Annotated in this window: 23 protein-coding genes; 9 read left to right on the top strand and 14 right to left on the bottom strand. The window is 69.5% G+C overall.

Going from position 1 to position 25,307, the window contains the following annotated elements; genetic code table 11:
* Positions 1 to 24 precede the first annotated feature (24 nt).
* Both H293_RS0106350 and H293_RS0106345 read left to right on the top strand, forming a co-directional pair.
* Positions 25 to 1,140 (top strand): chitinase, encoded by a 1,116-nt coding sequence (locus H293_RS0106350; RefSeq protein WP_020117045.1) that lies wholly within the window; start codon positions 25 to 27, stop codon positions 1,138 to 1,140.
* Between the two features lie 13 nt (positions 1,141 to 1,153).
* Positions 1,154 to 1,912 carry an NPP1 family protein gene (locus H293_RS0106345; RefSeq protein WP_020117044.1) on the top strand — a complete coding sequence of 253 codons (759 nt, stop codon included), beginning with the start codon at positions 1,154 to 1,156 and terminating at the stop codon, positions 1,910 to 1,912.
* Between the two features lie 400 nt (positions 1,913 to 2,312).
* Here H293_RS0106345 and H293_RS0106340 read toward each other — a convergent pair whose 3' ends face one another.
* The 4 genes from H293_RS0106340 to H293_RS0106325 form a co-directional block, all read right to left on the bottom strand.
* A complete protein-coding gene (locus H293_RS0106340) occupies positions 2,313 to 2,573 on the bottom strand; it encodes a hypothetical protein (protein WP_020117043.1) in 261 nt (86 codons plus the stop codon).
* A gap of 140 nt (positions 2,574 to 2,713) precedes the next feature.
* Entirely contained in the window at positions 2,714 to 4,090 is a 1,377-nt protein-coding gene (locus tag H293_RS0106335; RefSeq protein WP_020117042.1) for a glycoside hydrolase family 43 protein, read from the bottom strand.
* 89 nt (positions 4,091 to 4,179) lie between these two features.
* The gene (locus tag H293_RS0106330; protein WP_020117041.1) at positions 4,180 to 5,748 is read right to left on the bottom strand and encodes an alpha-L-arabinofuranosidase B; all 1,569 of its coding nucleotides are present in this window, start codon (positions 5,746 to 5,748) and stop codon (positions 4,180 to 4,182) included.
* A gap of 199 nt (positions 5,749 to 5,947) precedes the next feature.
* A complete protein-coding gene (locus H293_RS0106325) occupies positions 5,948 to 7,375 on the bottom strand; it encodes a glycoside hydrolase family 43 protein (RefSeq protein ID WP_020117040.1) in 1,428 nt (475 codons plus the stop codon).
* 421 nt (positions 7,376 to 7,796) lie between these two features.
* Between H293_RS0106325 and H293_RS59935 the strand changes: the two genes are divergently transcribed.
* The 3 genes from H293_RS59935 to H293_RS53670 all read left to right on the top strand — a co-directional run bounded on the left by H293_RS59935 (position 7,797) and on the right by H293_RS53670 (position 11,505).
* Complete coding sequence (locus H293_RS59935; protein ID WP_259294436.1) at positions 7,797 to 8,624, top strand: CPCC family cysteine-rich protein; 828 nt, start codon at positions 7,797 to 7,799, stop codon at positions 8,622 to 8,624.
* Positions 8,625 to 8,782: 158 nt separating this feature from the next.
* Positions 8,783 to 11,086 (top strand): beta-L-arabinofuranosidase domain-containing protein, encoded by a 2,304-nt coding sequence (locus H293_RS0106320; RefSeq protein WP_020117039.1) that lies wholly within the window; start codon positions 8,783 to 8,785, stop codon positions 11,084 to 11,086.
* Positions 11,087 to 11,319: 233 nt separating this feature from the next.
* On the top strand, positions 11,320 to 11,505 hold the full coding sequence (locus H293_RS53670) for a hypothetical protein (RefSeq protein WP_028807602.1): 186 nt from the start codon (positions 11,320 to 11,322) through the stop codon (positions 11,503 to 11,505).
* Between the two features lie 152 nt (positions 11,506 to 11,657).
* Here the strand turns inward: H293_RS53670 and H293_RS0106310 are convergent, their stop codons facing one another.
* Genes H293_RS0106310 through H293_RS0106290 form a run of 5 tightly spaced genes read right to left on the bottom strand, consistent with a single transcriptional unit; the run spans position 11,658 to position 17,667 of the window.
* The gene (locus tag H293_RS0106310; protein WP_020117038.1) at positions 11,658 to 11,996 is read right to left on the bottom strand and encodes a DoxX family protein; all 339 of its coding nucleotides are present in this window, start codon (positions 11,994 to 11,996) and stop codon (positions 11,658 to 11,660) included.
* Positions 11,993 to 13,960: an acetoacetate--CoA ligase gene (locus H293_RS0106305; RefSeq protein ID WP_020117037.1), complete on the bottom strand. Its 1,968-nt coding sequence runs from the start codon at positions 13,958 to 13,960 to the stop codon at positions 11,993 to 11,995. Before H293_RS0106305 ends, H293_RS0106310 begins: the two co-directional genes overlap by 4 nt.
* On the bottom strand, positions 13,957 to 15,537 hold the full coding sequence (mhpA, locus tag H293_RS0106300) for a bifunctional 3-(3-hydroxy-phenyl)propionate/3-hydroxycinnamic acid hydroxylase MhpA (protein ID WP_020117036.1): 1,581 nt from the start codon (positions 15,535 to 15,537) through the stop codon (positions 13,957 to 13,959). Before mhpA ends, H293_RS0106305 begins: the two co-directional genes overlap by 4 nt.
* A 19-nt stretch (positions 15,538 to 15,556) precedes the next feature.
* A complete protein-coding gene (locus tag H293_RS0106295; protein ID WP_020117035.1) occupies positions 15,557 to 16,495 on the bottom strand; it encodes a fumarylacetoacetate hydrolase family protein in 939 nt (312 codons plus the stop codon).
* Between the two features lie 26 nt (positions 16,496 to 16,521).
* Positions 16,522 to 17,667, bottom strand: a complete 1,146-nt coding sequence (locus H293_RS0106290; RefSeq protein ID WP_020117034.1) for a VOC family protein — start codon at positions 17,665 to 17,667, stop codon at positions 16,522 to 16,524.
* A 134-nt stretch (positions 17,668 to 17,801) separates the two neighbouring features.
* On the opposite strand from H293_RS0106290, the gene H293_RS0106285 reads away from it, so the two are divergent.
* Positions 17,802 to 18,452: a TetR/AcrR family transcriptional regulator gene (locus tag H293_RS0106285; protein ID WP_199790132.1), complete on the top strand. Its 651-nt coding sequence runs from the start codon at positions 17,802 to 17,804 to the stop codon at positions 18,450 to 18,452.
* Here the strand turns inward: H293_RS0106285 and H293_RS0106280 are convergent.
* Together H293_RS0106280 and H293_RS0106275 are read right to left on the bottom strand one after the other, a co-directional pair.
* Positions 18,449 to 19,228 (bottom strand): LmeA family phospholipid-binding protein, encoded by a 780-nt coding sequence (locus H293_RS0106280; protein WP_020117032.1) that lies wholly within the window; start codon positions 19,226 to 19,228, stop codon positions 18,449 to 18,451. The genes H293_RS0106285 and H293_RS0106280 overlap by 4 nt on opposite strands.
* Before the next feature lie 34 nt (positions 19,229 to 19,262).
* Complete coding sequence (locus tag H293_RS0106275; protein WP_020117031.1) at positions 19,263 to 19,901, bottom strand: TetR/AcrR family transcriptional regulator; 639 nt, start codon at positions 19,899 to 19,901, stop codon at positions 19,263 to 19,265.
* Positions 19,902 to 20,086: 185 nt separating this feature from the next.
* Here H293_RS0106275 and H293_RS0106270 point away from each other — a divergent pair, with 185 nt between their 5' ends.
* Positions 20,087 to 21,703, top strand: a complete 1,617-nt coding sequence (locus H293_RS0106270) for an MFS transporter (protein WP_020117030.1) — start codon at positions 20,087 to 20,089, stop codon at positions 21,701 to 21,703.
* Positions 21,704 to 21,775: 72 nt separating this feature from the next.
* On the opposite strand, the gene H293_RS0106265 is transcribed toward H293_RS0106270, so the two are convergent.
* From H293_RS0106265 to H293_RS0106255, 3 genes are all read right to left on the bottom strand, one after another.
* Positions 21,776 to 22,402 (bottom strand): TetR family transcriptional regulator, encoded by a 627-nt coding sequence (locus tag H293_RS0106265; RefSeq protein WP_028807600.1) that lies wholly within the window; start codon positions 22,400 to 22,402, stop codon positions 21,776 to 21,778.
* 102 nt (positions 22,403 to 22,504) lie between these two features.
* Entirely contained in the window at positions 22,505 to 22,780 is a 276-nt protein-coding gene (locus H293_RS0106260; protein WP_020117028.1) for a catalase family protein, read from the bottom strand.
* 487 nt (positions 22,781 to 23,267) lie between these two features.
* On the bottom strand, positions 23,268 to 24,233 hold the full coding sequence (locus tag H293_RS0106255) for a pirin family protein (protein ID WP_020117027.1): 966 nt from the start codon (positions 24,231 to 24,233) through the stop codon (positions 23,268 to 23,270).
* Positions 24,234 to 24,369: 136 nt separating this feature from the next.
* On the opposite strand from H293_RS0106255, the gene H293_RS0106250 reads away from it, so the two are divergent.
* Positions 24,370 to 24,852, top strand: coding sequence for a MarR family winged helix-turn-helix transcriptional regulator (locus H293_RS0106250; RefSeq protein ID WP_020117026.1), 483 nt, complete (start codon positions 24,370 to 24,372; stop codon positions 24,850 to 24,852).
* The gene (locus H293_RS0106245) at positions 24,849 to 25,307 is read left to right on the top strand and encodes a MarR family winged helix-turn-helix transcriptional regulator (protein WP_020117025.1); all 459 of its coding nucleotides are present in this window, start codon (positions 24,849 to 24,851) and stop codon (positions 25,305 to 25,307) included. Before H293_RS0106250 ends, H293_RS0106245 begins: the two co-directional genes overlap by 4 nt.

The following is a 25,307-nucleotide window of genomic DNA, read 5'->3' as shown; positions in this document are numbered from 1 at the left end:
CCCCCGCAAGGAGCGTGCCCGCCCATGTCCTCATCCCTCCACAGAGGCCGCCTCGCGGTCTTCGCCGTCCTCGCCGCCGTACTCACCGCGCTGCTCACGGTGACACCCGCGCACGCCGCCTCCGGCACGATCACCGGCCTCGCCGGAAAGTGCGTCGACGTGGCGGGAGCGTCCACCGCCAACGGCACGGCCGTCCAGCTCTACGACTGCAACGGCACCGGCGCCCAGATCTGGTCCAACTCCGGTGACGGGACCCTGCGTGCGCTCGGCAAGTGTCTGGACATCGCGGACCGCGGTACCGCCGACGGGGCGGCCGTACAACTCTGGGACTGCTCCGGCGGTGCCAACCAGCAGTGGGTGGTCTCCGGCGCGCGCGACATCGTCAACCCGGCCGCGAACAAGTGCCTGGACGTCCGGGACAACAACAGCGCCAACGGCACCCGGCTCCAGATCTGGACCTGCTCCGGTACGGCCAACCAGAAGTGGAACGCGCCCGCGAGCGGCGGCGGGAGCACCCCGTCCGGATTCGTCGTCACCGAGGCGCAGTTCAACCAGATGTTCCCGAACCGGAACTCCTTCTACACCTACGGTGGTCTGGTCGCGGCGCTGAGCGCGTACCCCGGCTTCGCCACCACCGGCAGCGACACGGTCAGGAAGCAGGAGGCCGCGGCCTTCCTCGCCAACGTGAACCACGAGACCGGGGGGCTGGTGTACGTCGTCGAGCAGAACACCGCCAACTACCCGACCTACTGCGACTGGAACCAGCCGTACGGCTGCCCGGCGGGACAGGCGGCGTACTACGGCCGCGGCCCGATCCAGCTGTCCTGGAACTTCAACTACAAGGCCGCGGGCGACGCGTTGGGGATCGATCTGCTGGGCAACCCCTGGCTGGTGCAGAACGACTCCGCGGTGGCCTGGAAGACCGGCCTCTGGTACTGGAACACCCAGTCCGGGCCCGGCACCATGACCCCGCACAACGCCATGGTCAACCAGGCCGGCTTCGGCCAGACGATCCGCAGCATCAACGGTTCCCTGGAGTGCGACGGGCGCAACCCGGCCCAGGTGCAGAGCCGGGTGGACGCCTACAACCGCTTCACGTCGATCCTCGGGGTCACCCCCGGCGGCAACCTCTACTGCTGAACAGGGGCACGACATGCGCACGGCGAGATCCCTGACCACGGCTCTGGGCGCCGCCCTGGCGCTCGTCGTGGCGATCCCCGCGACCGCCCACGCGAACGTCCTGACCCTGCTCCCCCAGAACGCCGACGGTCTGGAGCAGACCTACTCCCCCGCCTACGACTACGACCGTGACGGCTGTTACGCCACCTCCGCGATCGGTGCCGACGGCACGATCAATCCCGGGCTGAAGCTCGGCGGAGACGTCAACGGCAAGTGCCACGACTACGCCCAACTCGCCAACGCCAACACCTACTCACGGGCGAAGTGCGACAACGGCTGGTGTGCCGTCATGTACGCCAGCTACTTCGAGAAGGACCAGGCCACCCTCGGTCCGGCGGCCATCGGACACACCCACGACTGGGAGCACGTCGTGGTGTGGGTCTTCGACGACCAGGTCCAGTACGTGTCGGTGTCCCAGCACTCCGGCTACCAGGTGGCCGCCCGCTCTGCGGTGCGTTTCGACGGCACCCACCCGAAGATCGTCTACCACAAGGACGGTGTCTCGACCCACTGCTTCCGGTTCGCGAACGGAAACGACGAGCCGCCGGAGAACGCCACGGGCGGCTGGTTCTTCCCGCGGCTCGTCGGCTGGAACGGCTATCCCGCCGGGTACCGGGAGAAACTCATCGGGGCGAACTTCGGTTCCGCCACGCTGAAGATCGACGACGGTGACTTCCAGTACGCCCTCGACCACTCGAAACCGTCCGGCATCCCCTTCGACCCCTACGCCTGACGCCGGTCAGCCGAGCAGCGCCCCCTCACGGCGACCACGCACTTCACCATCTCGCCGGACGGGGGCCGGCTCAGCGCACCCTCCCCTGCGGCTACAACGGCGGCAGCGCTGTTCCGAACCGGTGAGGGTCAGCAAGCATGGGTTCCGCTGTCCCGGTCCGTGGGCTGGGTTGCGGCGGAGGAAGGCATGCCACCGGCTGTCGACATCCGTGCTGGTGGCGCCGGGGACCGAGCACCACAGCCACAGGGGTTTCGGGTCGCGGTCGCCCGGCAGCCGTCCGGTCTTCAGACGGATCAACGTGCCGTGCAGGACAGGCAGTTTCGAGTATTCCTCTGGGACTGAAACGGGGCGGCCAGGTCGCGGAACATGACGCGGTCGGAGCGCAGGCGCCCGAGCAGCATCACTGGCAGGTCTTACGGCCCGTTTCCAGGGCAGCGACGAGAACAGCCTCGTCGCTGGTGGGGCCATCGGGGCGGCGCCAGTTGCTCACATCCACGGCCGGCGCGCGGCGCAACCGTGCAGGCTCCGCCCAGCCCCGGTCCCACGCCGCGCACAGGGCGCCGTGCCCACGCCGGTGCTCGACCGCCGACGACAGCTCGAAGAGCGTATCCGCCCGGGCGTAAACGTACTCGTAGAACTCGACCCGAAAGCGGGACAACACGCTCGATGCCTCGCCCGCGGACCCGGGACAGGAGACTCATACGCAGCGGCCGTTCCCTCGTGCTTCGTCACTCGACATCTCGAAGCGTGGAGAACGGCCGCCTCCGCAGGCCGGGTGACAGGCGAGGATAAACGCCAAGCTCAGTACCAGACGGAGAACGTGGCGTCGGCTCTGCCGGTGGTGGTGGAGATCGGGTCGATGCGCAGCACGTAGTCGAAGTGCCGGATATAGCGGTCCGGGTAGTTGTGCGAGCGGAATGACGACCAGGACGGGTCGGCGAGCCCGGCCGTCTTGTGGAAGGTGGCGTCCTGGGCGAACTTCGCGGTGCCGTCGTTGGCGTCCAGTCGCAGCTGGAAGTAAGAGTGCCGCAGGTAGCGGGTCGGGGCGGTGACGGACTGGAAGGAGACGCCGGAGGAGTCGGCCAGACCCGGCACCACCTTCCATTGCGAGTCGGTGTACGGGTCGAACGGGTACGGGTCGATGCGGCCGATGGAGTCGACCTGCCGCCAGTATCTGTCCGGGAAGTTGTAGGACTTCAGCCGGTTCCAGGCCGGCTTTCCCCACTTGGCGACCATGTTGTCGTACACCGTTTGGGGAATCGGCTTGATGTCGGCGTGCTTGGAGTTCAGCGGCTGGGTGTAGACGCGCCGGTCGGTGGCGGTCCAGGTGCCGGTGGAGAGGTCGCTGGTCTGCCAGGTGTAGAACAGCGCGTTGGCGTCGCCCCACAGGTACCACGTGCCGGCGGCCTGGGCGAGGATCGGGCCCTCGATGCCGCCCTGGGGTGCCAGGCCCGGGGTGAACTGGGTGAAACTGCCGGGATCGAGCGAGGTGGACTTCGCACCCGTGAGGCTGTTGTGGCCCTTGAAGTACAGGTAGTTGACGCCGTTCACGTCCTTCGCCAGGGTGCCGTCTATGACGTCGTAGCCCGGGTCGAAGAAGACCTGCGGTGCCGTCACCGTCTGGAAGTCCGTGGTGTAGTTCACCATGATCACGTTGTGGCCGCTGCTGTTCACGGCCGAGTAGATGATGGCGTACTGGCCGCGGGAGGCGTCCCAGAAGGCGTCGGGCGCCCAGGTGTGGGTGGCCATGTCGTGCAGTTTCAGCAGACGGTAGTTGTCGAAGGAGCGCAGGTCGGCGGAGTCCCAGACGTGGATGTACGGGCTCTTCTTGGTCCAGTCGGTGCCCTTCAGGTTGGTCGCCATGACGACGAAGGTGCCGTCCTGCTTCGGCAGGATGACGGGGTCGCGCAGACCGCCGTCGCCCGCGGTCGGGGTCACGACGGGGTTGTTCTGGTTCAGCGGCATCCACTGCAGCGCGTCGGTGCTGACCGCGAGATGCAGGCCGTAGTCCGTACCGAGGTTTCTCGGTGACTGGGTGAAGTAGGCCATGACGAACGGGGAGGCCGTCGCGGCGCTCGCGCACTGGCTGCCGAGGGTCAGCGCGCCGGTCATGGACAGCGGCACGGCCGCGGCCATGCCGAGGAACAGCCGCCGCGACGGGAAGGGGGGTGCGCTCATCTGGTACCTCCGGGGCGTAGGAAGGTGCGGGCGGATGGAGAACCCGTGGGCGGCCCCGGCCCGGAGCCGCCCACGGGTTCGGTCCCTCGTCAGTTCCAGGGAGCCGCGGTGAGCCAGCTGGTGTCCTGGGCCCACGACTTCGTGTTGTCCCAGGCGTTGGTGCCGCCGTTGCCGGCGATGTAGGCCGTGTAGTTGTAGTGGCGGAGGTACTTGGCCGGGAAGTTGGAGGACTGGAAGGAGGTGCCGACGCCGCTGTTGCCCGCGGTGGGGCAGAAGGTGGCGTCCTGCGCGAACGAGCTGCCGCCGTTGTCCGTGTTCAGGTAGAGCTGGTAGTTGAAGTGGCGCAGGAACTGGCCGGGTTTGTCGGCGGACTCGAAGGACAGGCAGGAGGTGTTGGCCAGTCCGGCGCGGACGATCCAGGTGGCATTGGCCTTGTCGGTGGCCGGGCTGGCGGAGTTGATGCTGGAGATGGCGACCTTGGTGTCGGCGCTGTTGTGGCGCAGGTAGTGGGAGGTGCAGCAGGGCGAGGTGGTGGCCTGCAGGGAGATCCGGGAGCCGGGGGTGAGGGTTCCGGTGCTGGTCGAGCCGCTGTTGTAGCCGGCGGCGGTGATGTTGGCCTGAACGGCGTTCTCGGTGGCGTCCGAGGGGTAGCCCTGGGTCATGACGCCTTCGTAGAAGGTGCCTTGGCCGGTGTTGCTGTTGTCACCGCCGATGCCGAGGATGATCGCGCCCTGCTTCTTCATCGGGTTGTAGCCGGTGTCGTTGGGGCGCACGCCGTCGTAGAAGGTGGACAGGCCGCCCGACTGGGCGTTGCCGCCGCGGATGGCCCAGTGGTTCGGGCCGCCCTTGACGATGGCGGTCGTGAACCGGTGGTTGATGGTCAGGTCGCCCGCGTTGACGCCGCGGTTGACCCCGGAGAACAGGCCGTTCTCCAGGTCGGCCATGATCCACGGGCCGGTGCCGCTGCCGGAGCCCCAGCCCGTGCTGGTGCCGAAGTAAATGGCCTCCATGGTGCCGTTGCCGTCGTCGTTGCCGGTCGTCTCGGCGTTGCCGTAGTCGAAGCAGCAGCCACCGTTGACGTGCGTGCCGTCGAAGATGGCGTACATGCCCTCGGGCTGGTCGCCGGTGGCGATGCCGTTGGTGTTGTTGTTGCGGTAGCCGGTGCCGGGGGCCACGTAGACGCCGTATGCCTTGTGCCCGCCGACGGTGACCGGCGCCTCGAAGGCGTTGGCCAGGTTGTCGTTCCCGTTCTCCGCCGGACCGGGCCAGTGGCCCTTGAGCGCCTGGGTGAGGTTGTTGTGCTTGGGCGACTGGTCGTAGATGACGGTGATGACACAGCTGGTGTTCGCGCAGAAGGAGTCCTGCTGTGCCGCGTCGGCGTATCCGCCCGCGCTCAGCAGGCCGATGTCCTTGGTCGCGTTGTCGGAAGCGCGCTTGACCTGGTAGAGCGGGCCGTTGTACGCCCCGTACAGGGCACGGGTGGTGCTGTGCGCGGCGACGCAGGCGGTGTTGCCCGCGGCGTAGATGTCGCACGGTCCCTGGGTGGCGGCCTGCGAGGAGGCGGCCGTGGCGGTGAGCAGGCCGGCTGCGAGGGCGGCGGTGGCCCCTGCCGCGAGCAGTGCGCGTCTGGCGCGGCGCATCCACTGTTTCTTGATCATGAAGAACTCCTACGCAGAGGGGAGTGGGAGGTGAGTGGAACTCCCGGGCGCCGCCATCACGGCGGCAGCCCGGCCCGGCCGGTAGCTCCGGGGGCCGGCCAAGGCGGCGAGCGCCGTCGCCGGAATTTGCTGGGTCCACCGCCGGAACGGCGGACTCCGCAGAGCGCTCACGATGAGGCCTCACCGTGAGACGGTCGGGTCAGCTCGTCACGCGGAAGGTGGCGTCGCCGCGCCCCGTCGTGGTGGTGATCGGGTCGAGCTTCAGGTAGTAGGCGTAGTGGCGGATGTAGCGGTCCGGGTAGTTGTACGACTGGAACGACGACCAGGTGGAGTCGGCGAGCCCGGCGACCTTGCGGAAGGTGGCGTCCGCGGCGAACTGGCTGCTGCCGTCGTAGAGGGCGAGCTGGAAGTCGTAGTTGGCGTGCCGCAGGAAGTAGCCGGGGTGGTTCACCGACTCGAACGAGACGGTGCCGGTGCCGGCCAGGCCGGGCCTGATCCGGAACTGGGAGTCCTCGACGGGGCTGACGTTCGGGTCGATGCGCATGTCGAAGTTGATCTGGCGCACGTAGCGGTCCTGGAAGTTGTACGACTGCAGCCGCTGCGCCGGGGTGTTGGGCCAGCGGGCGAGCACGCGGCTCTCCTCGGCGGCGGTGAGGGTCATGATCGCGCCGTGGCGCTTCGGGGTGCCGCCCATGTCGTAGCCGGTCGCATCCTGAAGCCGGTAGGTGCTGACGTCGAACGGGTTGGTCGTCAGGATCGGCCGGTATTCACGGACGCCCTGCGGGTTGTTGTAGTCGATGTAGAGGGCCCACTCGTCGCGGTCCCTGAACTTCATCCAGATTGGGCCTTCGACCACATTGCCGGTGAGGCCGATGCTGGAGAGGTTCCCGAGGTTGGTCCACGTCCCGAGGATCGAGTTGCTGCCCTCGACGTTGTTCTGGCCGTCGCCGGAGACCCGCAGGTAGCGGTAGGGGCCGGTGCCGACGGGCACCTCGGTCATCTGGGTGTCGACGACCGGCGTGCTGCCGGGCGGGTCGATCCAGATCTGCGGGGTGGTGATGGTGCGGAAGTCCTTGGTGCGGGCGGCGTAGATGCGGTACTTGAAGACGCCGTTCACCGTGGCGTTCGTCGCCCAGTACAGGACGTAGTCGTTGGTCTCGGGGTTCCAGATCGCCTCCGGCGCCCACGCGTTCTTTCCGCCGGGGATCAGTCCGGCGGCGCCGAGCAGCCACGGCTTCGACCAGGTCACCAGGTCGGTCGACTCCCACACCACGAAGTTGGGGCTGCCGTTGGTGTACGTCGAGCCGCAGCGGATGCACAGATCGGTCGCGATGATCCAGTACTTGCTCCCGTCGGGAGAGCGCACCAGCGCGGGGTCACGTACCCCCTTCGTGCCGATCATGGAGTTCAGGACCGGCGCTCCGCCGTTGAGGTCGTTCCAGTGCAGGCCGTCCGTGCTGTGCGCGAGGTACAGCATCTGCCCGGTCGCGGAATCGCCGGTGAAATGCACCATCAGGTATCCGGGATCGGCGGCGGCCGCCCGTTGCGGTGTGGTGAGGGCTTGGCCCGTGAAGAGGAGACAGACGGCGAGCAATATCACCGTCAGCCGGGCGCGGAGCGCAGACATGGGATCTCCTGTCGTGTGCGGGTGCCACCGCCGGGCGAAGGGGGAGCGGGGTGGCGGGGGAACTTGGTCTCGAAGTGGGCGGGACGGGACCCGGCTGCCGCGCGAGCCGGAGGGACGGATCCGAACGACGGCGTTTCACCGCTTCGCCCATGACGCCGTGGTGACGGCGGGTCAGGGCGCTCGGGCACGTGCGTCCGCCAAGGTGGGGCGGTTGCGACACGGGCCGGGCGTCTGGGCCTCTCAGCGCCAGTGAAGGTGTTTCAGGTGGGCGGCACTCGGACGGAAGCCTTCATAGCCAACTCACTATTCGATCAGGCGTTGAACGATATATCGAACACCGTTCGGGAAATCGGGCAGAGGCTAGATCCGGAAAAGACGGCGCGTCAATACATCCGACACATCCGATCCACCGAACGTACAAGTGCGCGATCCCGCACTCACCCGCCCCCGCTCCGGCTCATACGAGGCATGCCCCGTCCGCTTCTGGGAGGACGACGGGGTCCAGTTCCCCCGACCGGCCATGGCCGACGGCGCGAACAAGGTCTCCCCGGTCGAGGCCCAGCGCACCTACCGGGAACGCCGGCCGAGGACAGGGCCGGGCAGGCCGCGGCGGCTCAAGGAGGCCACGGGCGCCGCCTCCGCTCCCACGCATCCAGCGGCATCCCCCGCCCGCACAACCCCCAGCACACCGCACCCGCGGCCGGCCCCACCCTCGATCACCAGCCACACCGCAGCGCTCAACCCCGTCAGGCAATCACCTGCACAACGTCCCCCAGTTTCTGTTATTGCCCCGCCGTCCCGCCGTCTCCTGTACATGCACGCGACACGACAGATCAGTCGGCGCACCATGCTCAAGGCCACGGGCGCCGCAGCCGTCGGTCTCGCCGGCGTCGCCACCCTCTCGATGGCGGCGGGCGGAGCCTTCGCACACCCCGGCCCCCTCCATACCGGCACCGACCTCGCCCGCATGGCCGCCAAGGCGAAGGTCCGCGCCGCGTCCTACACCGCCGGGTGCGCGAAGCTGACCGCCCACCCGCATGCGCGGAGAGGCCACACGGACCGTCCGCAGGCCATCGTGTACCGGGGCGCGGAACTGCGCCCCCGCAGCACGTGGCCGCAGAACTACGGGATGACCCGACAGCCGGTAAGAATTTCGTGTTCACAGGCTAGACACAACCAACGTCCATATCCGTTAATCCATCCCATGTGTCAGCGAAGATCCGCGTTCCATATTTCGGACGGCGTTTGAAACATCGAACCGCGGGAGGAAGTTGTCGTCGGCCTGTCGGCCGTAGGGCGCCGCTTCGGCAGCACACAAGGCCGTGACGCGCCACGCCCGACCGTCGGACGTGTGAGCCGGCACATCAAAAGTCCAAGCAGTCGCTCTGCCGTATCGAAAGGCTCAAGATGTCTTCCTCCGTCAGCAGGCGTCGTCTCCTGCAACTGCCCGGGGCCACCGTGGCCGCCTCTTCCACCGGATCCTTCCTCGGCGCGTCTTCCGCCCAGGCGGCCATCGCCCCCGCGAGGACCGACATCGGGGTCTTGGCGCACCCCTTCGAACTCGGCCAGGTCCGACTCACCGCGAGCCGGTGGCTGGACAACCAGAACCGCACCCAGAACTACCTGCGGTTCATCGATGTCGACCGGCTGCTGTACAACTTCCGCGCCACCCACAAGCTGTCCACCAACGGCGCGGCCGCCAACGGCGGCTGGGACGCGCCGAACTTCGGCTTCCGCACCCACATCCAGGGGCACTTCCTCACGGCATGGGCGCAGTCGTACGCCGTGACCGGGGACACCACCTGCCGGGACAAGGCCACCTACACGGTCGCGGAGCTGGCCAAGTGCCAGGCCAACAACAGCTCCGCCGGATTCAACCCCGGGTACCTCTCCGGCTACCCCGAGTCCAACTTCACTGCTCTCGAGCAGGGAACCAGTGGCGAGGTGCTGTACTACACGATCCACAAGACCCTCACCGGCCTGCTGGACGTATGGCGCCACATCGGCAGCACACAAGCCCGGGACGTGCTCCTCGCCCTGGCCGGATGGGTCGACTGGCGCACCGGCCGGCTGACCACCCAGCAGATGCAGACCATGCTGCGCGTCGAGTTCGGCGGCATGAACGCCGTGCTGACCGATCTCTACCAGCAGACAGGCGACGCGCGGTGGCTCACCGTCGCCCAGCGGTTCGACCACGCCGCGGTGTTCGACCCGCTGGCGGCCAACCAGGACCAGCTCAACGGAATTCACGCCAACACCCAGGTACCCAAGTGGATCGGTGCCGCCCGGGAGTACAAGGCCACCGGCACCACCCGCTACCGGGACATCGCCACCAACGCCTGGAACATCACCGTCAACGCGCACACCTACGCCATCGGCGGCAACAGCCAGGCGGAGCACTTCCGCGCCCCGAACGCCATCGCCGGCTACCTGACCAACGACACGTGCGAAAGCTGCAACACCATCAACATGCTCACCCTCACCCGGGAGCTGTTCACGCTGGACCCGAACCGCGTCGCGCTGTTCGACTACTACGAGCGGGCATGGCTGAACCAGATCATCGGCCAGCAGAACCCGGCCGACGAGCACGGCCACGTCACCTACTTCACCCCCCTCAAGCCGGGAGGCCGGCGCGGTGTGGGCCCGGCGTTGGGCGGCGGCACCTGGAGCACCGACTACGGAACCTTCTGGTGCTGCCAGGGCACGGGCCTGGAGATGCACACCAGGCTGATGGACTCCCTCTACTTCCACGACGACACCACGCTGACCGTGAACATGTTCGTGCCGTCGGTGCTCACCTGGACGGAGCGCGGTATCACCGTCACCCAGACGACGACCTTCCCTGTCAGCGACACGACGACCCTTCAGGTCACCGGCAGCGTCAGCGGAACGTGGGCGATGCGCATCCGTATACCGAGCTGGACCGCCGGGGCCTCCGTCGGCGTCAACGGCGTCGCGCAAACCATCACCACCACACCCGGCAGTTACGCCACCCTGAACCGCTCGTGGACCTCCGGCGACACGGTCACCGTCCGCCTGCCCATGCGGATCGGCATCCGACCGGCCAACGACAACGCGAACGTCGCCGCGATCACCTATGGCCCGGTGGTCCTGTCCGGCAACTACGGTGACTCCACGCTCAACTCCCTCCCGTCGCTGACCACGTCCTCGATCAAACGGACCAGCAGCAGTTCACTCGCCTTCACCGCCACCTCCAGCGGCTCCACCGTCAACCTGGGCCCGTTCTACGACGCGCACGGCTTCAACTACACCGTCTACTGGAACACCACGGGCAACACCGTCCGTCTCGCCAACGTGGCAAGCGGTCTCCTGCTGGGTATCCAGAACATGTCCACGGCCAACGGCGGCCGCGCTCTGCAATGGACGGACAACGGCACAGCCGACCACAACTGGGAAATGATCACCGACGGAAGCGCGGTCCGCTTCCGCAACGCCAACAGCGGCGAGGTGCTCGGCGTCCTGAACATGGACACGACCGACGGCGCGGCCGTCCTGCAGTGGTCGGACAACGGCACCGCCGACCACAAATGGACCCTGCTCGACCAGGGAGACGGGACCTACAAGATCCGCAACGTGAACAGCGGCAAGCTGCTCGCCATCGCGAACAACTCCACCGCCGTCGGCGCGTTCGCGGTCCAGGACGCGGACGACGGAACCGCCGACAACCGCTGGCGCATCGTGCTGAACTAAGACCTCGTGCATGGTTGGCCGTGGCTCGGCGCACGAGTAGCTCGTTGAACTGAGCATGGGGGGCTGGGGCACGTGAGTTGATCGTGGCGGAGTACCGGGTCATCGGGTTGCCGTCAGCGGTCATTGCTGAACTCGTCGCTGAGGCAGGGCCGTTGTGGCACGAACAGCACCAGGCTCGACTCACGGCTCGGCCGCGGCGGCGGGCGGTAGGAGCCGCAGCGAAACACACGTTCGTGCCGCTGCTCGCTCAGCGGGGCTGTACCGTCGCGCCCGACGTCCGGCTGCGTACTCTCGCCAAGGTCGTCGAGTATCTGGGCGTCGACGGTCGCACCGGGATCATCGACGGCACGGAGATCCGGGTGCGATGCTCGGCCGCCGGCCGCCGGCCGCCGGCCGCATGGACCGGGACAAATATGTGAAGTCCATGGTCCTCAAGGACGCCGACGGGCGGCTGCTGTTCTGCAGCCCTGGTCCAGCCGGGCCGCGCGCCGAGATCACCCAGGCCGACAGCTTGGACTGGCTCAGCTCCTGGCCGACGTCCCGTTCATGGCGCGCGGTTTCGCTTCTTGCGTCAGCCGATGGCCGCTGCCGCCTGCGTCACAGCGATGAGGGCCAGTACGACGGCCGGGACGGCCCGGACCGGCGGGTCGCCGTGGCGCAGGTGGACCACCGCCGCGCCGGCCATAAGCAGTGCGAGGCCTGTCGCGGCGGCCATGCCCAGCGGCATCCAGGTCAGCCCCATCAGCAGACCGGCGACCCCGGCCACCTCCAGCGCGCCGACGGCGCGATAGAGCCGTACCGACATGCCGAGATGGGCCGCCGCCTGGCGCATGAACGGCGCCGCGGCGAGCTTCGCCAGCCCCAGCGGAAGGAAGACCAGGGACAGGGCGACAGCGAGGACGGTGGTCATGAGGCGGACCTGCCCTTGCGGCGCTCCTTGCCCAGCCGGGCGTAGTGGTCGATGAGTTCGGGGCTGTCCACAGTGGCCGGATCGACGACCTGCTCCACCGTGGCGCCCTGGAGCAGTCGCTTGATCGGGACCTCCAGCTTCTTGCCGGTGCGGGTGTGCGGGATGCCCGGCACTTCGAGGATCTCGTCGGGGACGTGGCGGGGTGAGGCACCGGTGCGGACGGCTTCGCGGATCTTCTCGCGCAGGGTGTCGTCCAGGGCCACCCCGGCCGCCGGGACCACGAACAGCGGCATCCAGTAGCCGCCGTCCGGCTCCTCCGCACCGATGACCAGGGCCTCGGCGATCTCGGGGAGACGTTCGACGACGTCATGGATGTCGGCGCTGCCGAGCCGTACACCATTGCGGTTGAGCGTCGAGTCGGAGCGGCCGTGGATGATCACCGAGCCGTGCCCCGTGACGGTGATCCAGTCGCCGTGTCGCCACACCCCGGGGTACGCCGAGAAGTAGGCGTCGCGGTAGCGGGTGCCCTCCGGGTCGTTCCAGAAGTACAGCGGCATCGACGGCATGGGCCGGGTGACGACCAGCTCGCCGACCTGGTCGATGACGGGGAAGCCCTCGGCGTCGTAGGCGGCGAGCGCCACGCCCAGGTGGGGTGCGGACAGCTCCCCGGCCCAGACGGGGGTGTTGGGGGCGCTGCCGGCGAAGCCGGAGACGATGTCGGTGCCGCCGCTGATGGAGGCCAGCAGGACGTGCCCGCCTACGTGGTCACGGACCCAGGGGTAGGCGGAGGCGGGCAGGGCGGAGCCGGTGCAGCCCACGACGCGGATCGAGCAGAGGTCGTGCGGGGACGGGTCGATGCCGAACTTGGCCATGCCCAGCAGGTACTGGGGGCTGGTGCCGAAGACGGTGACACGGTGGCGGGCGGCCAGTTCCCATAGGCGGTCGAGCGTGGCGAAGGGGGCCGGGCTGCCGTCGTAGGTGCAGGTCGTGGCGCCGGTGAGGAGGGTGGAGGCGACCAGGTTCCACATCATCCAGTGGGTGGTGGTGTACCAGAGGAGGCGGTCGCCGGGGCCGAGGTCGGAGTGCAGGCCGAGGGTTTTGAGGTGCTCCAGGAGCACGCCGCCGTGACCGTGGACGATGCCCTTGGGCAGGCCGGTGGTGCCGGAGGAGAAGACGACCCAGAGAGGGTGGTCGAACGGCACCGGCACACAGGCGAGTTCCTCGGTACGGGTGGAGGCATCCTCCCAGGAGACCACCAGCGACGGGTACGCCTGCGACGGCCAGGGCAGGCCCATGTGGTCCACCAGCAGGGTCGCCTTCAACGTCGGCAGGGATCCGGCGAGTTCGAGGGTTGCGTCGCGGCGGTCGTGGGTGGTGCCGTTGAAGAGGTAGCCGTCGGCGGCGATCAGGACGGTGGGTTCGAGCTGGGCGAAGCGGTCGGCGGCGGCCTTGGGGGCGTAGTCCTGACCGCACACCGACCACACGGCGCCCAGGCTCGCGGCGGCGAGGAACGTGACGATGGCGTGCGGGGTGTTGGGCAGATAGCCGACGACCCGGTCGCCCTTGCCGACGCCGAGGTCGCGCAGGGTCGCGGCCACGGACGCCACCAGGGCACGCAACCGGGCGCCGGTCACCTCGTATCCGGAACCGGTCTCGTCGAGGGCGACGATCGCCACGGCCTCGTCGGCGAGATTGCGCAGGGCGTGGTGGGCGTAGTTGAGGGTGGCGCCGGAAAACCAGCGGGCGCCGGGCATCCGCTCCTCCGCCAGGACACTCTCGTAGGGGGTGTCGGCGTCGATGTCGAAGTACTCCCACACCGCGCCCCAGAAGCCCTCCAGGTCGGTGACCGACCAGCGGTGCAGGGCGGCGTAGTCGTCGGGGGCGATGCCCTGACGCCGGGCGAAGTCCGCGATGCGACTGGCGGCCGCCGTCTCCGGGTCGGGTGTGAAGAAGGGCGTGCTCATCGCGTCGTACTCCTCAACAGGCTTTTCGGTGCCGTCCGTTCGGAAGGGACGGGGCTTCGGGTGGTGTGCAGCAGGGAGGCCCAGGCGGCGGTCGACGTGAAGTCGTGACTGCCCGAGGGGACGACGTCCATCACGACGCGGTCGGGCCGCAGCAGGACCGCGTCCGCGCGTCCGCCGCGCAGCCAGGCTGCGAGGGTGCCGTCGTCGCCGAGGCCGGCCACGGAGAGCGCGCGTATGCCGAGGCTGTGGGCAAGCGCGGTCAGGGAGGGGCCCGGTTCGGTGGCGGTCAGCACGGTGAAGGAGTCGCCGAGCAGCTCGTCGAGACGGGTACGCCGTCCGTCGACGCTCACCCACGGTTGCGGACAGTGCGTGCCCGCCAGGCGTCGGCGGACCCCGCGCCGCACGAGCGGTCCGGCGGTCAGGGGCGGGCTGAGGTCGCGGCCGGCGAGCTCGGTCAGGCCGGGTATGCGGCAGGCGGCGGCCAGCGCCCGGCGGCGGATCGCGGCGGCGCCGTCCTGGCCGCCGGTCATGGCCCAGCCCATGGCGACCGCGAGGCGGACCACATGCCGGGCGTGCGGCCTGCGTTCGCTCTCGTAGGTGTCCAACAGCCGTTCGTCGCCGCCCTGCTGGAGGACGCGGGCGAGTTTCCAGGTGAGGTTGTAGGCGTCCCGCATTCCCGAGCACAGGCCCTGTCCGATGAAGGGCGGGGTGAGGTGGGCGGCGTCGCCGAGCAGGAAGACGCGTCCGCTGCGCCAGCGGTCGGCGACGCGGGCCCGGAAGGTGTACTGCGTCTCGCGGACCGCCTCGAAGTCCCCGTCGTACGAGGGCGGCAGCCACGGGGCGATCAGCTCGCGGACCGTCTCTTGTCCTTCCCCGAGCCGGAACTCCCAGCGGTAGCGGGTCTCGTTCACCCGCATGAAGGTCCCCGGCCGGTCCGGGTCGCAGACCTGGTCGACGCCCTCCCAGCAACGGACGGGGCCCGTCGTCTCGGCGTCGATGACGGTCCACTTCTCCTCGAAGCGCAGGTCCTCCCAGACGCCGCCGATGGCTTCGCGGGCGAGGCTGCCCGCGCCGTCGCAGCCGAGGACCGCGTCGGCCCACAGTTCATGCTCGCGATCGCCGTCGCGGTAGGTGACGCGTACAGGGCCCGTGGTGTCCGGGCCGACGGCGGTGACCTCCACGCCGCCGCGCAGTTCGCACTCCGGGCGCTGAGCCAGGGCGTCGCGCAGCACGCGTTCCAGCTCGGGTTGGTCGAACATGCTGGACTGCGGATAGCCGTGGTGCCCCTGCTGGGAGCGCCGGAACTCGGCCATCACCCGGTGCCGGGCATCCAGCAGCCGTAGTCCGTTCGCCGGGCGGGAGATCGCGGTGAACTCCTCGCCGACTCCGGCGGCCTGGAGGATCCGGTGGATCTCGTCGTCATTGGCGACGGCGCGCGGGAGCGGGTAGACGTCCCGGTGGCGTTCGAGGACGACACTGCGGACTCCGCGCCGGGCCAGGAGAAGGGCGGCGGTCACGCCCACCGGTCCGGCCCCGACGATCACGACGGGCACACGTGCGGCTTCATCGACGGTCATGTGCGGCTCACCTCGGGTGTTAGTTCGCGGCCGCGACGGGCGTGCGCTGCTCGCCGAGGTCGATGCGGCCGTCGGGGGTCGCGATCGTCGCCGTGATCACGTCGCCGGGGTTCAGGTAGTGCGGGTTCTTGGCCTGGCTCTTGAAGAACGCCTTCCATTTCACGGCGGGCGGCAGCAGCGCGCCGATCTTCTCGACGGCCTTCGGCGGGGCCTTCAGAGCCGTGCCGCCAGGGGTGCCGGTGAGCAGCAGGTCGCCGGCGTCCAGGGTCTGGAAGCGGGCGAGCAGGGTGAGTGCCGGTGCCGGGCGGACGATCATGTCGGCCAGGGTGCGGTCCTGGCGCAGCTCGCCGTTGACACTCAACTTCAGCCGCAGGTCCAGCAGATGGGCGAAGTCCTCCGGCTCCAGCAACGACAGGTACGGACCGGTCGGCGTGAAGGTGGGGTACGACTTGCTCTCGTAGAACTGCGTCTTGGTCAGCTGCACCTCACGGGCGCTGACATCGTTGGTGATCACCAGTCCGGCGACGTACGACGGCAGGTCCCGCTCCTCGACGACGGTGCCGACAGGCAGGGGCGCGCCCATGACGAGCCCGAGTTCGATCTCGTAGTCGAGGAACTTCACGTGCGACGGCCGGACGACGGCCTCTCCGGGACCGCTGACCGAGCCGGACGCCTTGCGGAAGAACGCGGGCGGGATGTCGCCCTTGAAACCCGAATCACGGGCGTGGCTGCGATAGTTGACCATCTGGGCGACCACCCGGCAGGGCGTGGTCACCGGCGAGAGCGCCACCAGGTCGGCGACGGGCGTGCCCGGTTCACCGGAGACGGCGGCCTCCCGGACGGCGTCCCGGTCGGCCAGCAGCTCGGCGGTGGTCGCGGCCTTGGTCTCGACGGGGACGGCCCGGTCGCCTCGGACGACCCACCAGCCCTCGGCCGTGCGCAGGACATTGGGGCTCATGTCAGTGCCTTCTTCAGAGGGACGGGTCAGGAGTTGGCGGCCTTGAGCAGGCCGAAGAGTCGCGCGGGGTCCATCTCGTTGTCGCCGCGCAGTGCCTCGATGACGTCGCGGATCCGCTGCGGGGAGGGGCCGGCGCCGAGGAAGTCTCGGGTGGCGGGCGGGCCCCACTGGGCGAGGCCGCTGGTCGACATGGGCGCCCAGCCGGGTTCCACGTCGCAGGAGAACAGGTCGCCGTCGGCGAAGTGCTCCAGCATGAAGTGGTCCGGATCGCGCCAGTAGTCGAAGAGCTGGCTGCCCTGGATGTGCCGTCCGATGCCCCAACTGCGCCTGTAGCCCCGCTCCTTGAGGTACTCGCCACCCGCGGCGATCGAGTCCAGGTCGGTGACCTGGTAGGCCGAGTGGACGTACCCCGTGCCCGGCCCCAGGTGCATCGCGAGGGTGTGGTGGTCGGCCGGCACGCCACCCAGGTCGCAGCGGATGAACGCCATCGTCGGACCCCGGCCGCGCTGCCCGTCCAGGAACAGGAAGTCGGACACGATCATCCCGAGGGTGTCCAGGTACCAGTCCAGGGCACGGGCGAACACCCGTGTCTCCAGGACCACATGGCCCAGGCGCTGAATTCGGGACGGCTCGCGCGGCGGTCGCTGCGTGGTGTTCGTACGACGGTGATCCGTGCCGAAGTTGAGCAGCAGCGGCTGCTGTTCGGGCAGCGCGGGCAGCTGTTCGGCGCAGTGCACGACCCGGACCGGGAAGCCGGAGGGGTCGAGCAGGTCGACGACCTTGCCACCACCCGGAACGTCGGCGTCCCGCACATCCCTGCCCGTCGCGCGGGCCAGCCGGTCCAGGTCGGCCCGCTCCCCCGCCCGGAACGCCGGGCCGATGAAACGGGACGTACGACCGCGCCGGATCACCATGCAGGGCGAGCCGGCGAAGGTGCCGCGCAGCCACAGCTCCCGTTCGGTACGGGCGGCGACGGCGAACCCGAAGTCGCGGGCGAAGACCTCGGCACGGTCCAGGTCGGGTTTCTCGAACTCCAGCCAGGCCAGGTCGGCCACCTTGATGACCGGGTTCCGGGAGCGGCCGGGGTGTTCGCCACGCAGGGCGCCCTGCTCACTGTGGAGGTCCTGATGGGCCGTGATGACGTCGGCCCCGTTGACGCGGATTTCAGACATGGTGCCCTCCGAGCAACATTGCCGTAATGAGGAAATCATCAACTGTGACAGTTCCGTCGTCAAGGTGTCAGCGTTGGAAATGACGAATTCATCAGGATTGCGATCGCCATCGGCCCGGCGGCTAGAATCTGCGCATGTCCACGCCAGCCCTGCCCAGCAACCGGTTCGAGCGGCGTCGTGCGGGGACTCGCAGGGCTCTCGTGCGAGCGGCCCGGCAGATACTCGCCGAGACCGGGGACACCAGCGCGAGCATCCAGGCGATCGCCGAACGCGCGGACGTGGGCTTCGGCTCCTTCTACAACCACTTCGACTCCAAGGCCGAGCTGTTCGAGGCGGCGGTGGTGGACGCCCTGGAGGAGTTCGGACAGGCCTTCGACGAGCGCCTGACGGGGATCGACGACCCGGCGGAGCTGCTCGCGGCCGGCTTCCGGCTCAGTGCCCGGATGGCCGACTCGCACCCGGAGCTGATGCAGGTCCTGCGCCGCCGCGGCCTGGGGCACATCCACTCGGACAACGGCCTGGCCCGACGCGCCCTGCGCGATCTCCAGGTCGGCATCGCCTCCGGTCGCTTCACCACCCTCGACCCCGTGGTCGCCCTCGCCGCGCTGGGCGGAACCCTGCTGTCGCTGGTGGAGCTGCGCTTTGCCCGCCCGGAGGCGGACGGCGACGAGGCTGCGGTGAACCTCGCCGAGATGGTCCTGCGCATGCTGGGGCTGTCACCGGACGAAGCTCACGAGGTCGCCCGGCGCCCCCTGCCCGACCTCGACCGACCGTCCTGCCTCTAGGCGCTCGAGTCCGGGCGGAAGGTGACCGACCGGCCGGTGAAGCGGGCGTCGATCCCGTCCTCTGTGGTCGTGACCGACCGCAGGTGGAGTCCCTCGGGGACGTTCTGCAGCGGAATGGGCTCGTCCAGAGCCTTGTCGAGCAGTGACTTCAGCGGAGGCAGCAGTTCACCCTGCTCGGCGCGGACGTCGGTGAACGAGACGCGGTTGCCGCTCGCCGCCGAGACGGCCGCGCTCACGGTCACGTCGCCGACGAGCGGCAGGCTCGCGGTCGCGTTGACCCGGCCCGACTCGTCGCCCTGCGACACCTCCACGCCGAGCGCGCTCGACACGTCCGCGTACGACAGGTGGGCGGTCGCCCGAACGCTGCGGGCGTGTGCCGCATCGGCGCTCCCTGAGGTCTTGAGCCCGTCCATCCCTACGGTCAGCTTTGTCACCGGCAGGGGCCGGGTCGAGCCGTTCGCGGGTATGTCGTGGGCTGTGAGGTCGACGTGGTTCAGGCTGCCCTTGGCCAGTTGGGTCAGCACGGGGAATCCGGTGACACGCACCGACGGTCGGTCGGCGGTTCCCATGCCGTCCTGGAAGGCCTCGGCCGTACGGCTCTCCGCGCGGGCCGCGGCGATCCGGTCGACCGCGACGGCGCCGAGCGCCAACACCACCACGGATGCGGCGGCGATGATCAGGCGCCGCCTGGTCCGGGTCGGGGGGCTCACGTACGTGGAGCCGTCGCCGTAGCGCGGCTCGCCGAGGTACTCCTCGTCGCGGTGGGTCCGGTACATGGTTCTCCATTTCGAGTGGTGCTTCGGGAAGCGCCTACGCGGCGTCGCCCTCGGGTCGGCCGAGTCCGCGAAGGCATGTCGCCGCGCTGACTCCGTCCACACCCATCGCGATCAGGGCGGCGGTCGCGGTGCCCGTGCCGTCGTCGCTCCAGGCCCCGCCGTTCACGCAGTCCACAAGGCCCAGCAGGTGTCCCTCCAGCGCCCGGGTCAGCACGGCTGGTGGAACGAGGGTCTGAAAGACTCCCTGCCGCTGCCCCCGGCCGATGATCGCCTCCGCCATGTCCCGCGCGGGAGCCAGGACTTCCGCCAGCCGATCGGCCCCGAGGTCCTGGGGAGCGAGGCGGAGCAGGATGCGGTAGCGATCTCCGACGGGCCACACCGCGAGGACGAAGCGCGCCAACTCCGTGACGGCATCCGTCGCCGGTGCGCGCGGGACCGCGAGCGCCTGCCGCAAGGCCCACGTGGCCTCCTCCACCAGCCCCTCCATCAGTGCGGCCCGGCCGCTGAAGTGGCCATAGACCGTACGGCGCACCACCCCCGCCGCCTCGGCGATGTCACCGAGGCTGCTGTCGGGGTCACGGTCGAGTTCCTGCCGGGCCGCCTCCAGGATGCGGGCCCGCGTGAGCAGAGTGCGGCTGCGTTCCGGGGCGGCTGTCAGGTGTGCGTGGATCATGTCGAACCTCCGGTAGACGGGGAGGGCGACTCGATATTTGCACATCGGCGAGCAATAAACTAGTCTGCACATCAACGGGCAATTAGCTGCCCCTGGTGCCGAGCCCCTCTTGGCCCCGCGTGCACCGATCCCCTCGATTCCGCACCCCGAAGCCTGCGCTTCACCTCCTGCCGAGGAGCCTGACCATGCCGCTCTTTCCGAACACACCCGTCGAGAAGATGACGGAGCCCTACCACCGGCGCTGGTGGGCCCTGCTCGTCCTGTGCCTGAGCCTGCTGATCGTCGTCATGGCGAACACGTCACTGATCGTGGCCGCCCCCGACATGACCAAGGACCTGGGGCTGTCCAGCAGTGACCTGCAGTGGGTCATCGACGGCTACACCGTCCCCTACGCCGCGCTGATGCTGGTGCTGGGCGCGATCGGCGACAAGTACAGCCGCCGCGGCGCCCTCGTCCTCGGCCTGCTGATCTTCGCCGGAGGTTCGGTGATGGGCGGCCTGGTCGATGAGACCAACCTCGTCATCACAGCCCGCGCGATCATGGGTGTCGGTGCCGCCGTCGTCATGCCGGCCACACTGTCGCTGCTGGTCGCGGTGTTCCCGCGCGCCGAGCGCGCCAAGGCCATCACCGCCTGGTCCGCGACCTCCGGTCTCGCCATCGCCGCCGGTCCGCTGGCCGCCGGCTGGCTGCTGGAGAACCACGCCTGGGGCTCGACGTTCCTGATGAACGTGCCCCTCGCCGTCCTCGGCGTCGTCGGCGCGCTGCTGCTGGTGCCGCCGTCGAAGGCGGAGGGCATGGGCCGGATCGACTACGTCGGTGGCCTGCTGTCGATCATGTCGGTCGGTTGCCTGGTCTACGCGACCATCGAGGGCCCGCACTTCGGCTGGGGCGTCGGCCCGATCACCGCGGCCGTCGTCGCCGGTGTGGGCCTGCTGGCCTTCGTGGCCTGGGAGTTGAAGCACCCCAACCCCATGCTGGACGCGCGCAAGTTCACCGAGCGTCCCTTCGGCGGCTCGATGATGGCGGTGCTGTTCTTCTTCTTCGGCACCTTCGGCTCGATCTACTACTCCACCCAGTTCCTGCAGTTCGTCCTCGGCTACAACGCCCTGGAGACCGGCATCCGCCTGCTGCCCCTGGCCGGAGCGGTCTTCCTCGGCGCCGCAGTTACCGGCAAGCTCGCCCCGAAGCTTGGCGTGAAGATCGTGGTCGGCACCGGCATGGTCATCGGCACGGCAGGCGTCTTCCTGCTCACGCAGATCGAGTCGGGCTCGACGTACACCGACTTCCTGGCCCCCCTGCTGCTGCTCGGCTTCGCCATCGGCCTGAGCCTGTCCCCGGCCACCGACACCATCATGGGCTCCTTTCCCGAGTCGGAGCTGGGCGTCGGCGGCGGCGCCAACGACACCGCCCTGGAACTCGGTGCCTCGCTGGGCATCGCCATCCTCGGCTCGCTGCTGGCCACCTCCTACAAGGACAAGCTGACCGACCTGGTCGGCGGCCACCTTCCGGGCGAGGCCATGGACACCGCCAAGGACTCGGTCGGCGGCGGCATCGCGGTCGCCGAGCAGGTCGCCAAGAACCCCCAGGGCGGCGCCGAACAGGCCCAGACCCTGCTCGGGGCGGTCCACGAATCCTTCGCCCACGCCATCGCCCACACCAGCCTCGTCGGCGGCATCATCATGGCCGCCGGCACCCTGATCGTCATCGCCGTCCTGCCCGGCCGCAAGCACACCGCCAAGCAGAGCGATGCTGAAGCGGCGCCGGCGACCGAGAAGCAGACCGAGACCGTGGACGCCGGCTGAGCCACACGTGGGACGGACATGGAAAGACCCCGGCGCTTCGCACCGGGGTCACGTCGGACTGCGGGGGCGATCTCACCCCTCGGCGGCGGCCACCTCGTCGACTACGGTCTGCGCCCGCTTCTCCGGCACACCGGCCGCGATGAGCGTGGTGACCGCCACCCGGGTGCCGTCGTCCTCCAGCGCCCCGGTGTTGACCTCTTCCAGCAGGGCGACCGTCATCGCCTCCAGGCCGGCGCTCAGCACCGGGGCCGACAGGTGGGAGTGGAAGATCCCGTCCCGTTGTCCCTGCTCCACGATGGCCGTGACCCTGACCCGGGCGGGCTTCAAAATCCCGGCGACACGGTCCATGCCGAGGTCCCGTCGGGCCAGCGCCAGGAGCATCCGGTACCGGTCGCCCACGGGCCAGAGCTCCAACGTGAAGTGGGCGAGCGCCCGGTCGGCCGGCTCCGTCACCCCCGCGCCGACCGCCACGGTGGCCTGAAGCGCCTCGGCGGCCTCCTCGGCCAGCGCGTCCAACAGAGCCGCCCGCCCGGGGAAGTGTCCGAACAGCGTGCGCCGTACGACACCGGAGGCGCGGGCGAGTTCCTCCAGGGTGATGTCGGGATTCCGCCCGAGCTCCTGGCGGGCGGTGGCGAGGATGCGCGCCCGGTTGGACCGGGCGTTGCGTCGCTGGGGCACACGGCCGACGGGCTGGGACACGAAAGGAACCTCGAAGAAGCCAGGGCGGAGAATGGACTTCTCCATTCTGGCACGCGGGCCCCGACCGACCGGCGGCCGCGTCCGGGGCCGGCCGGGACCTGGTCAGGCGGGCAGCTCCTTGATGTCGGACGGCTCCTGCGGCTCGATGCCGTTGAAGCGGTGCCGGAAGGCGCTGGAAGCTGAGTACGCGGCGCGGCGGGAGCGCATGATCGAGCCCAGCCGGCGGTAGGCCTCCAGGGCGTGCCAGGGGCTGAAGGAAAGGACGTCGTCGGCGTAGCGGCGGGCGTCGCTGTAGGCGTCCTGGGCGGGCAGATGCAGCACGGCCACGATCTGATGCGGTGACAGGTCCTCGGGCCACAGGACCGAGGCGTCCTCCACCGGCCCGGGCCCGGCGATCCGGTGCCGTTGGTATCCGTGAACGTCATCGCCCCGAGATCCCCGCCGACGCGGGGGCTGCGTAGAGATTCCCGGTGATCAGCCCGCCTCGGACCGAGAGCCGGACCATACGTGGGCCAGCGGCCCTCGACGCGCCCCAGCCGTCCGTGAGGCGACCGCGCGAGACCCGGTGATCCGCACTACCGGCCTGCCTCAACCACACGTCGGGGCAGCCCTCCCCGGTCGTCACCAAACCCGCGGAAGCCCTGCGCAAGGCACGGGGCCACGAAAGGAACCTCACAACCTGACTGACGGAACGTCAGGAAAGTCAGCAAAGGCCGGCACTCGCTCTGCCACAGCTGCCCACAGACGGCCACACCGTGGAGCCGCCACCCGCCCCCGCCCGAACGGCAACACGGTCGACCGCCGGAGGCATTGCCAGGCCGCGCCGCACTCGACTGCGTCACCAACACGCAGGCATTCCTGCAGGTCAGCGCACCCTACCCCGTGGCTTCAACGGCACGGGCGGCAACTCAGGCGCCGGCAGCGGCGCGCCGTCATACCCCTTCACCTCACCGAAGCGGCGGCCTTCCATCCAGTCCCGACGCGCCTGCTCGATCTCCTCCTGGGACCGCCCGATCCAGTTCCAGAACATGATCAGTTCCTCCTCGAACGGCTCGCCGCCCAGGAGCATCAGGCCCGCGTCCGACTCGGCGCGCAGCGGGAGTTCGGTGCGCCCGCAGCCGAGGTAGAGCATCGAGCCGGGCAGCACCGGCACCCCGTCCACATGGGCCTCGCCGGACATGGACAGCACGGCGTACTCGAAGTCCGGTTCCAGCGGCAGGCGTACGTCCGTGCCGCGGGCGAGGGTCAGGTCGGCGCCGACGATGGGGGTGTACGCCGTTCCGGGTGAGCGTGCGCCGTCGAGTTCGCCCAGGATGAGCGTGGCCGTCAGGCCCGGGGCCGTGATCTGCGGAAGCCCGGTGTGGTGCTCGAAGTGCGGGTCGGTGTGGCGGTCCCCGTCCGGGAGGGCGACCCAGAGCTGGGCGCCGTGCAGGAAGCGGGCGTGCGGCTTCGGGCTCTCCTCGGAGTGGCTGATCGCGCGGCCGGAGGTCATCAGGCCCAGTTCACGGGGGCGGATGGTCTGGAGGCTGCCGGTGGAGTCGCGGTGCAGGACCTCGCCCTGGTGCAGCCAGCTCACCGTCTGCAGACCCATGTGCGGGTGCGGGGGCACCTGCATGCCCGGCTCGTCGGCGATGTCGTCGGGGCCGTAGTGATCGACGAAGCACCAGGCGCCGACCATACGGCGGCCCAGGTTGGGCAGCAGCCGGCGCACCTCGCCGGACTCGCCCAGCTTCACGCGGCGGGGGCTGAGGAGTTCGCGCACGGGTTCCGCCACCACGAAGCCGCGGCCGCCGCACAGGGCGGGAACCGCCTGGCGATCAAGATTGCTCATGACGCCCAACCTAGCCCCGTGAGGCGTTTCCCGTCAGGCCGTCCCCCCGGGCTCCGTGCCGGGTGGTCGCCCGCCGGTTCGCGGGCGCCGGGGAAAATAGTAGCCATGGACATAGTAGCCATGTACCGTATCGGGCATGAGTACGGCATCCGAGGGCGCGACGCCCGGTTTCCTGGTCTGGCGACTGTCGATGAAGTGGCGGGTCGCGGTCGATCGCGCGGTGGCGCCGCTCGGCCTGACGCACGCCCAGTACTCGCTGGTGGCCTCGCTGTACGGCATGCAGCGCGGTGGCGAACGCCCGAGCCAGCGGCGTCTCGCCGACCGGACCGGCCTCGAACCGCTCTACGTCTCCAAGCTGGCGCGCTCCCTGGAGAGCGCCGGGCTCCTGGAGCGCGCTCGCGACCCGCGCGACCCGCGCGCGGTGCAACTGGCGCTCACCGAGGAGGGCCGCGAGCGGACCCGGCAGGCCATCGAGGTCGTCCAGGGGCTCCTGGAGCAACTGCTGGCACCCCTCGGCGGCCTGGACAGCGCACGCACGCGGGAGTTCAAGCGTGAGCTGACGACCCTGCTCGACGCACCTCTCGACCCGACGAACGAGAACCTCAAGGAGCAGCCATGACCACCGCCACTCCCGTCCTCACCCCCCGCGTCATAGCCCTGGCCCACTACGCCGCCCGCGCACTCCTCGAGAACGCCCTGGCCCGCCACGGCATGACCTTCCAGCAGTCGGTCACGCTGCGCCTGGCCGCCCTGGCGGAGGGACCGGTCGCGCGTGACCGCATCGCCGAGGACGTCGTCGGCGCGCTGAAGATCGACCCGGCTCAGGCGCACTCCGTGGTCGACGAACTGGTCGCCAAGGGACTGGTGGCTCCCCAGGGGGCGTCCCGGGGGCCGTCCCAGGTGCGGATCACGGACGCCGGCCGGGCGCTGTTCGAGACGACCTCCGCCGAGACCGCCCCCATCAGCGCCCGGGTCTACGCCGGCATCCCGGCCGAGGACCTCGCGGTCGCCGGCCGCGTACTGAGCCTCATCACCGAGCGGGCCGACGCGGAGCTCGCCGCCCTGGCCGAGTAG

The organism is Streptomyces canus 299MFChir4.1 (assembly GCF_000383615.1).
Classification (GTDB): domain Bacteria; phylum Actinomycetota; class Actinomycetes; order Streptomycetales; family Streptomycetaceae; genus Streptomyces; species Streptomyces canus_C.
Note: the sequence above shows the minus strand (reverse complement) of the source record. Positions and strands in the feature narration are given on the sequence as shown.

Coding starts and splice junctions, on each gene's coding strand:
- H293_RS0106350 (WP_020117045.1), top strand. CDS start 25: ATGTCCTCATCCCTCCACAGAGGCCGCCTCGCGGTCTTCGCCGTCCTC.
- H293_RS0106345 (WP_020117044.1), top strand. CDS start 1,154: ATGCGCACGGCGAGATCCCTGACCACGGCTCTGGGCGCCGCCCTGGCG.
- H293_RS0106335 (WP_020117042.1), bottom strand. CDS start 4,090: ATGAGCGCACCCCCCTTCCCGTCGCGGCGGCTGTTCCTCGGCATGGCC.
- H293_RS0106330 (WP_020117041.1), bottom strand. CDS start 5,748: ATGATCAAGAAACAGTGGATGCGCCGCGCCAGACGCGCACTGCTCGCG.
- H293_RS0106325 (WP_020117040.1), bottom strand. CDS start 7,375: ATGTCTGCGCTCCGCGCCCGGCTGACGGTGATATTGCTCGCCGTCTGT.
- H293_RS0106320 (WP_020117039.1), top strand. CDS start 8,783: ATGTCTTCCTCCGTCAGCAGGCGTCGTCTCCTGCAACTGCCCGGGGCC.
- H293_RS0106310 (WP_020117038.1), bottom strand. CDS start 11,996: ATGACCACCGTCCTCGCTGTCGCCCTGTCCCTGGTCTTCCTTCCGCTG.
- H293_RS0106305 (WP_020117037.1), bottom strand. CDS start 13,960: ATGAGCACGCCCTTCTTCACACCCGACCCGGAGACGGCGGCCGCCAGT.
- mhpA (WP_020117036.1), bottom strand. CDS start 15,537: ATGACCGTCGATGAAGCCGCACGTGTGCCCGTCGTGATCGTCGGGGCC.
- H293_RS0106295 (WP_020117035.1), bottom strand. CDS start 16,495: ATGAGCCCCAATGTCCTGCGCACGGCCGAGGGCTGGTGGGTCGTCCGA.
- H293_RS0106290 (WP_020117034.1), bottom strand. CDS start 17,667: ATGTCTGAAATCCGCGTCAACGGGGCCGACGTCATCACGGCCCATCAG.
- H293_RS0106285 (WP_199790132.1), top strand. CDS start 17,802: ATGTCCACGCCAGCCCTGCCCAGCAACCGGTTCGAGCGGCGTCGTGCG.
- H293_RS0106280 (WP_020117032.1), bottom strand. CDS start 19,228: ATGTACCGGACCCACCGCGACGAGGAGTACCTCGGCGAGCCGCGCTAC.
- H293_RS0106275 (WP_020117031.1), bottom strand. CDS start 19,901: ATGATCCACGCACACCTGACAGCCGCCCCGGAACGCAGCCGCACTCTG.
- H293_RS0106270 (WP_020117030.1), top strand. CDS start 20,087: ATGCCGCTCTTTCCGAACACACCCGTCGAGAAGATGACGGAGCCCTAC.
- H293_RS0106255 (WP_020117027.1), bottom strand. CDS start 24,233: ATGAGCAATCTTGATCGCCAGGCGGTTCCCGCCCTGTGCGGCGGCCGC.
- H293_RS0106250 (WP_020117026.1), top strand. CDS start 24,370: ATGAGTACGGCATCCGAGGGCGCGACGCCCGGTTTCCTGGTCTGGCGA.
- H293_RS0106245 (WP_020117025.1), top strand. CDS start 24,849: ATGACCACCGCCACTCCCGTCCTCACCCCCCGCGTCATAGCCCTGGCC.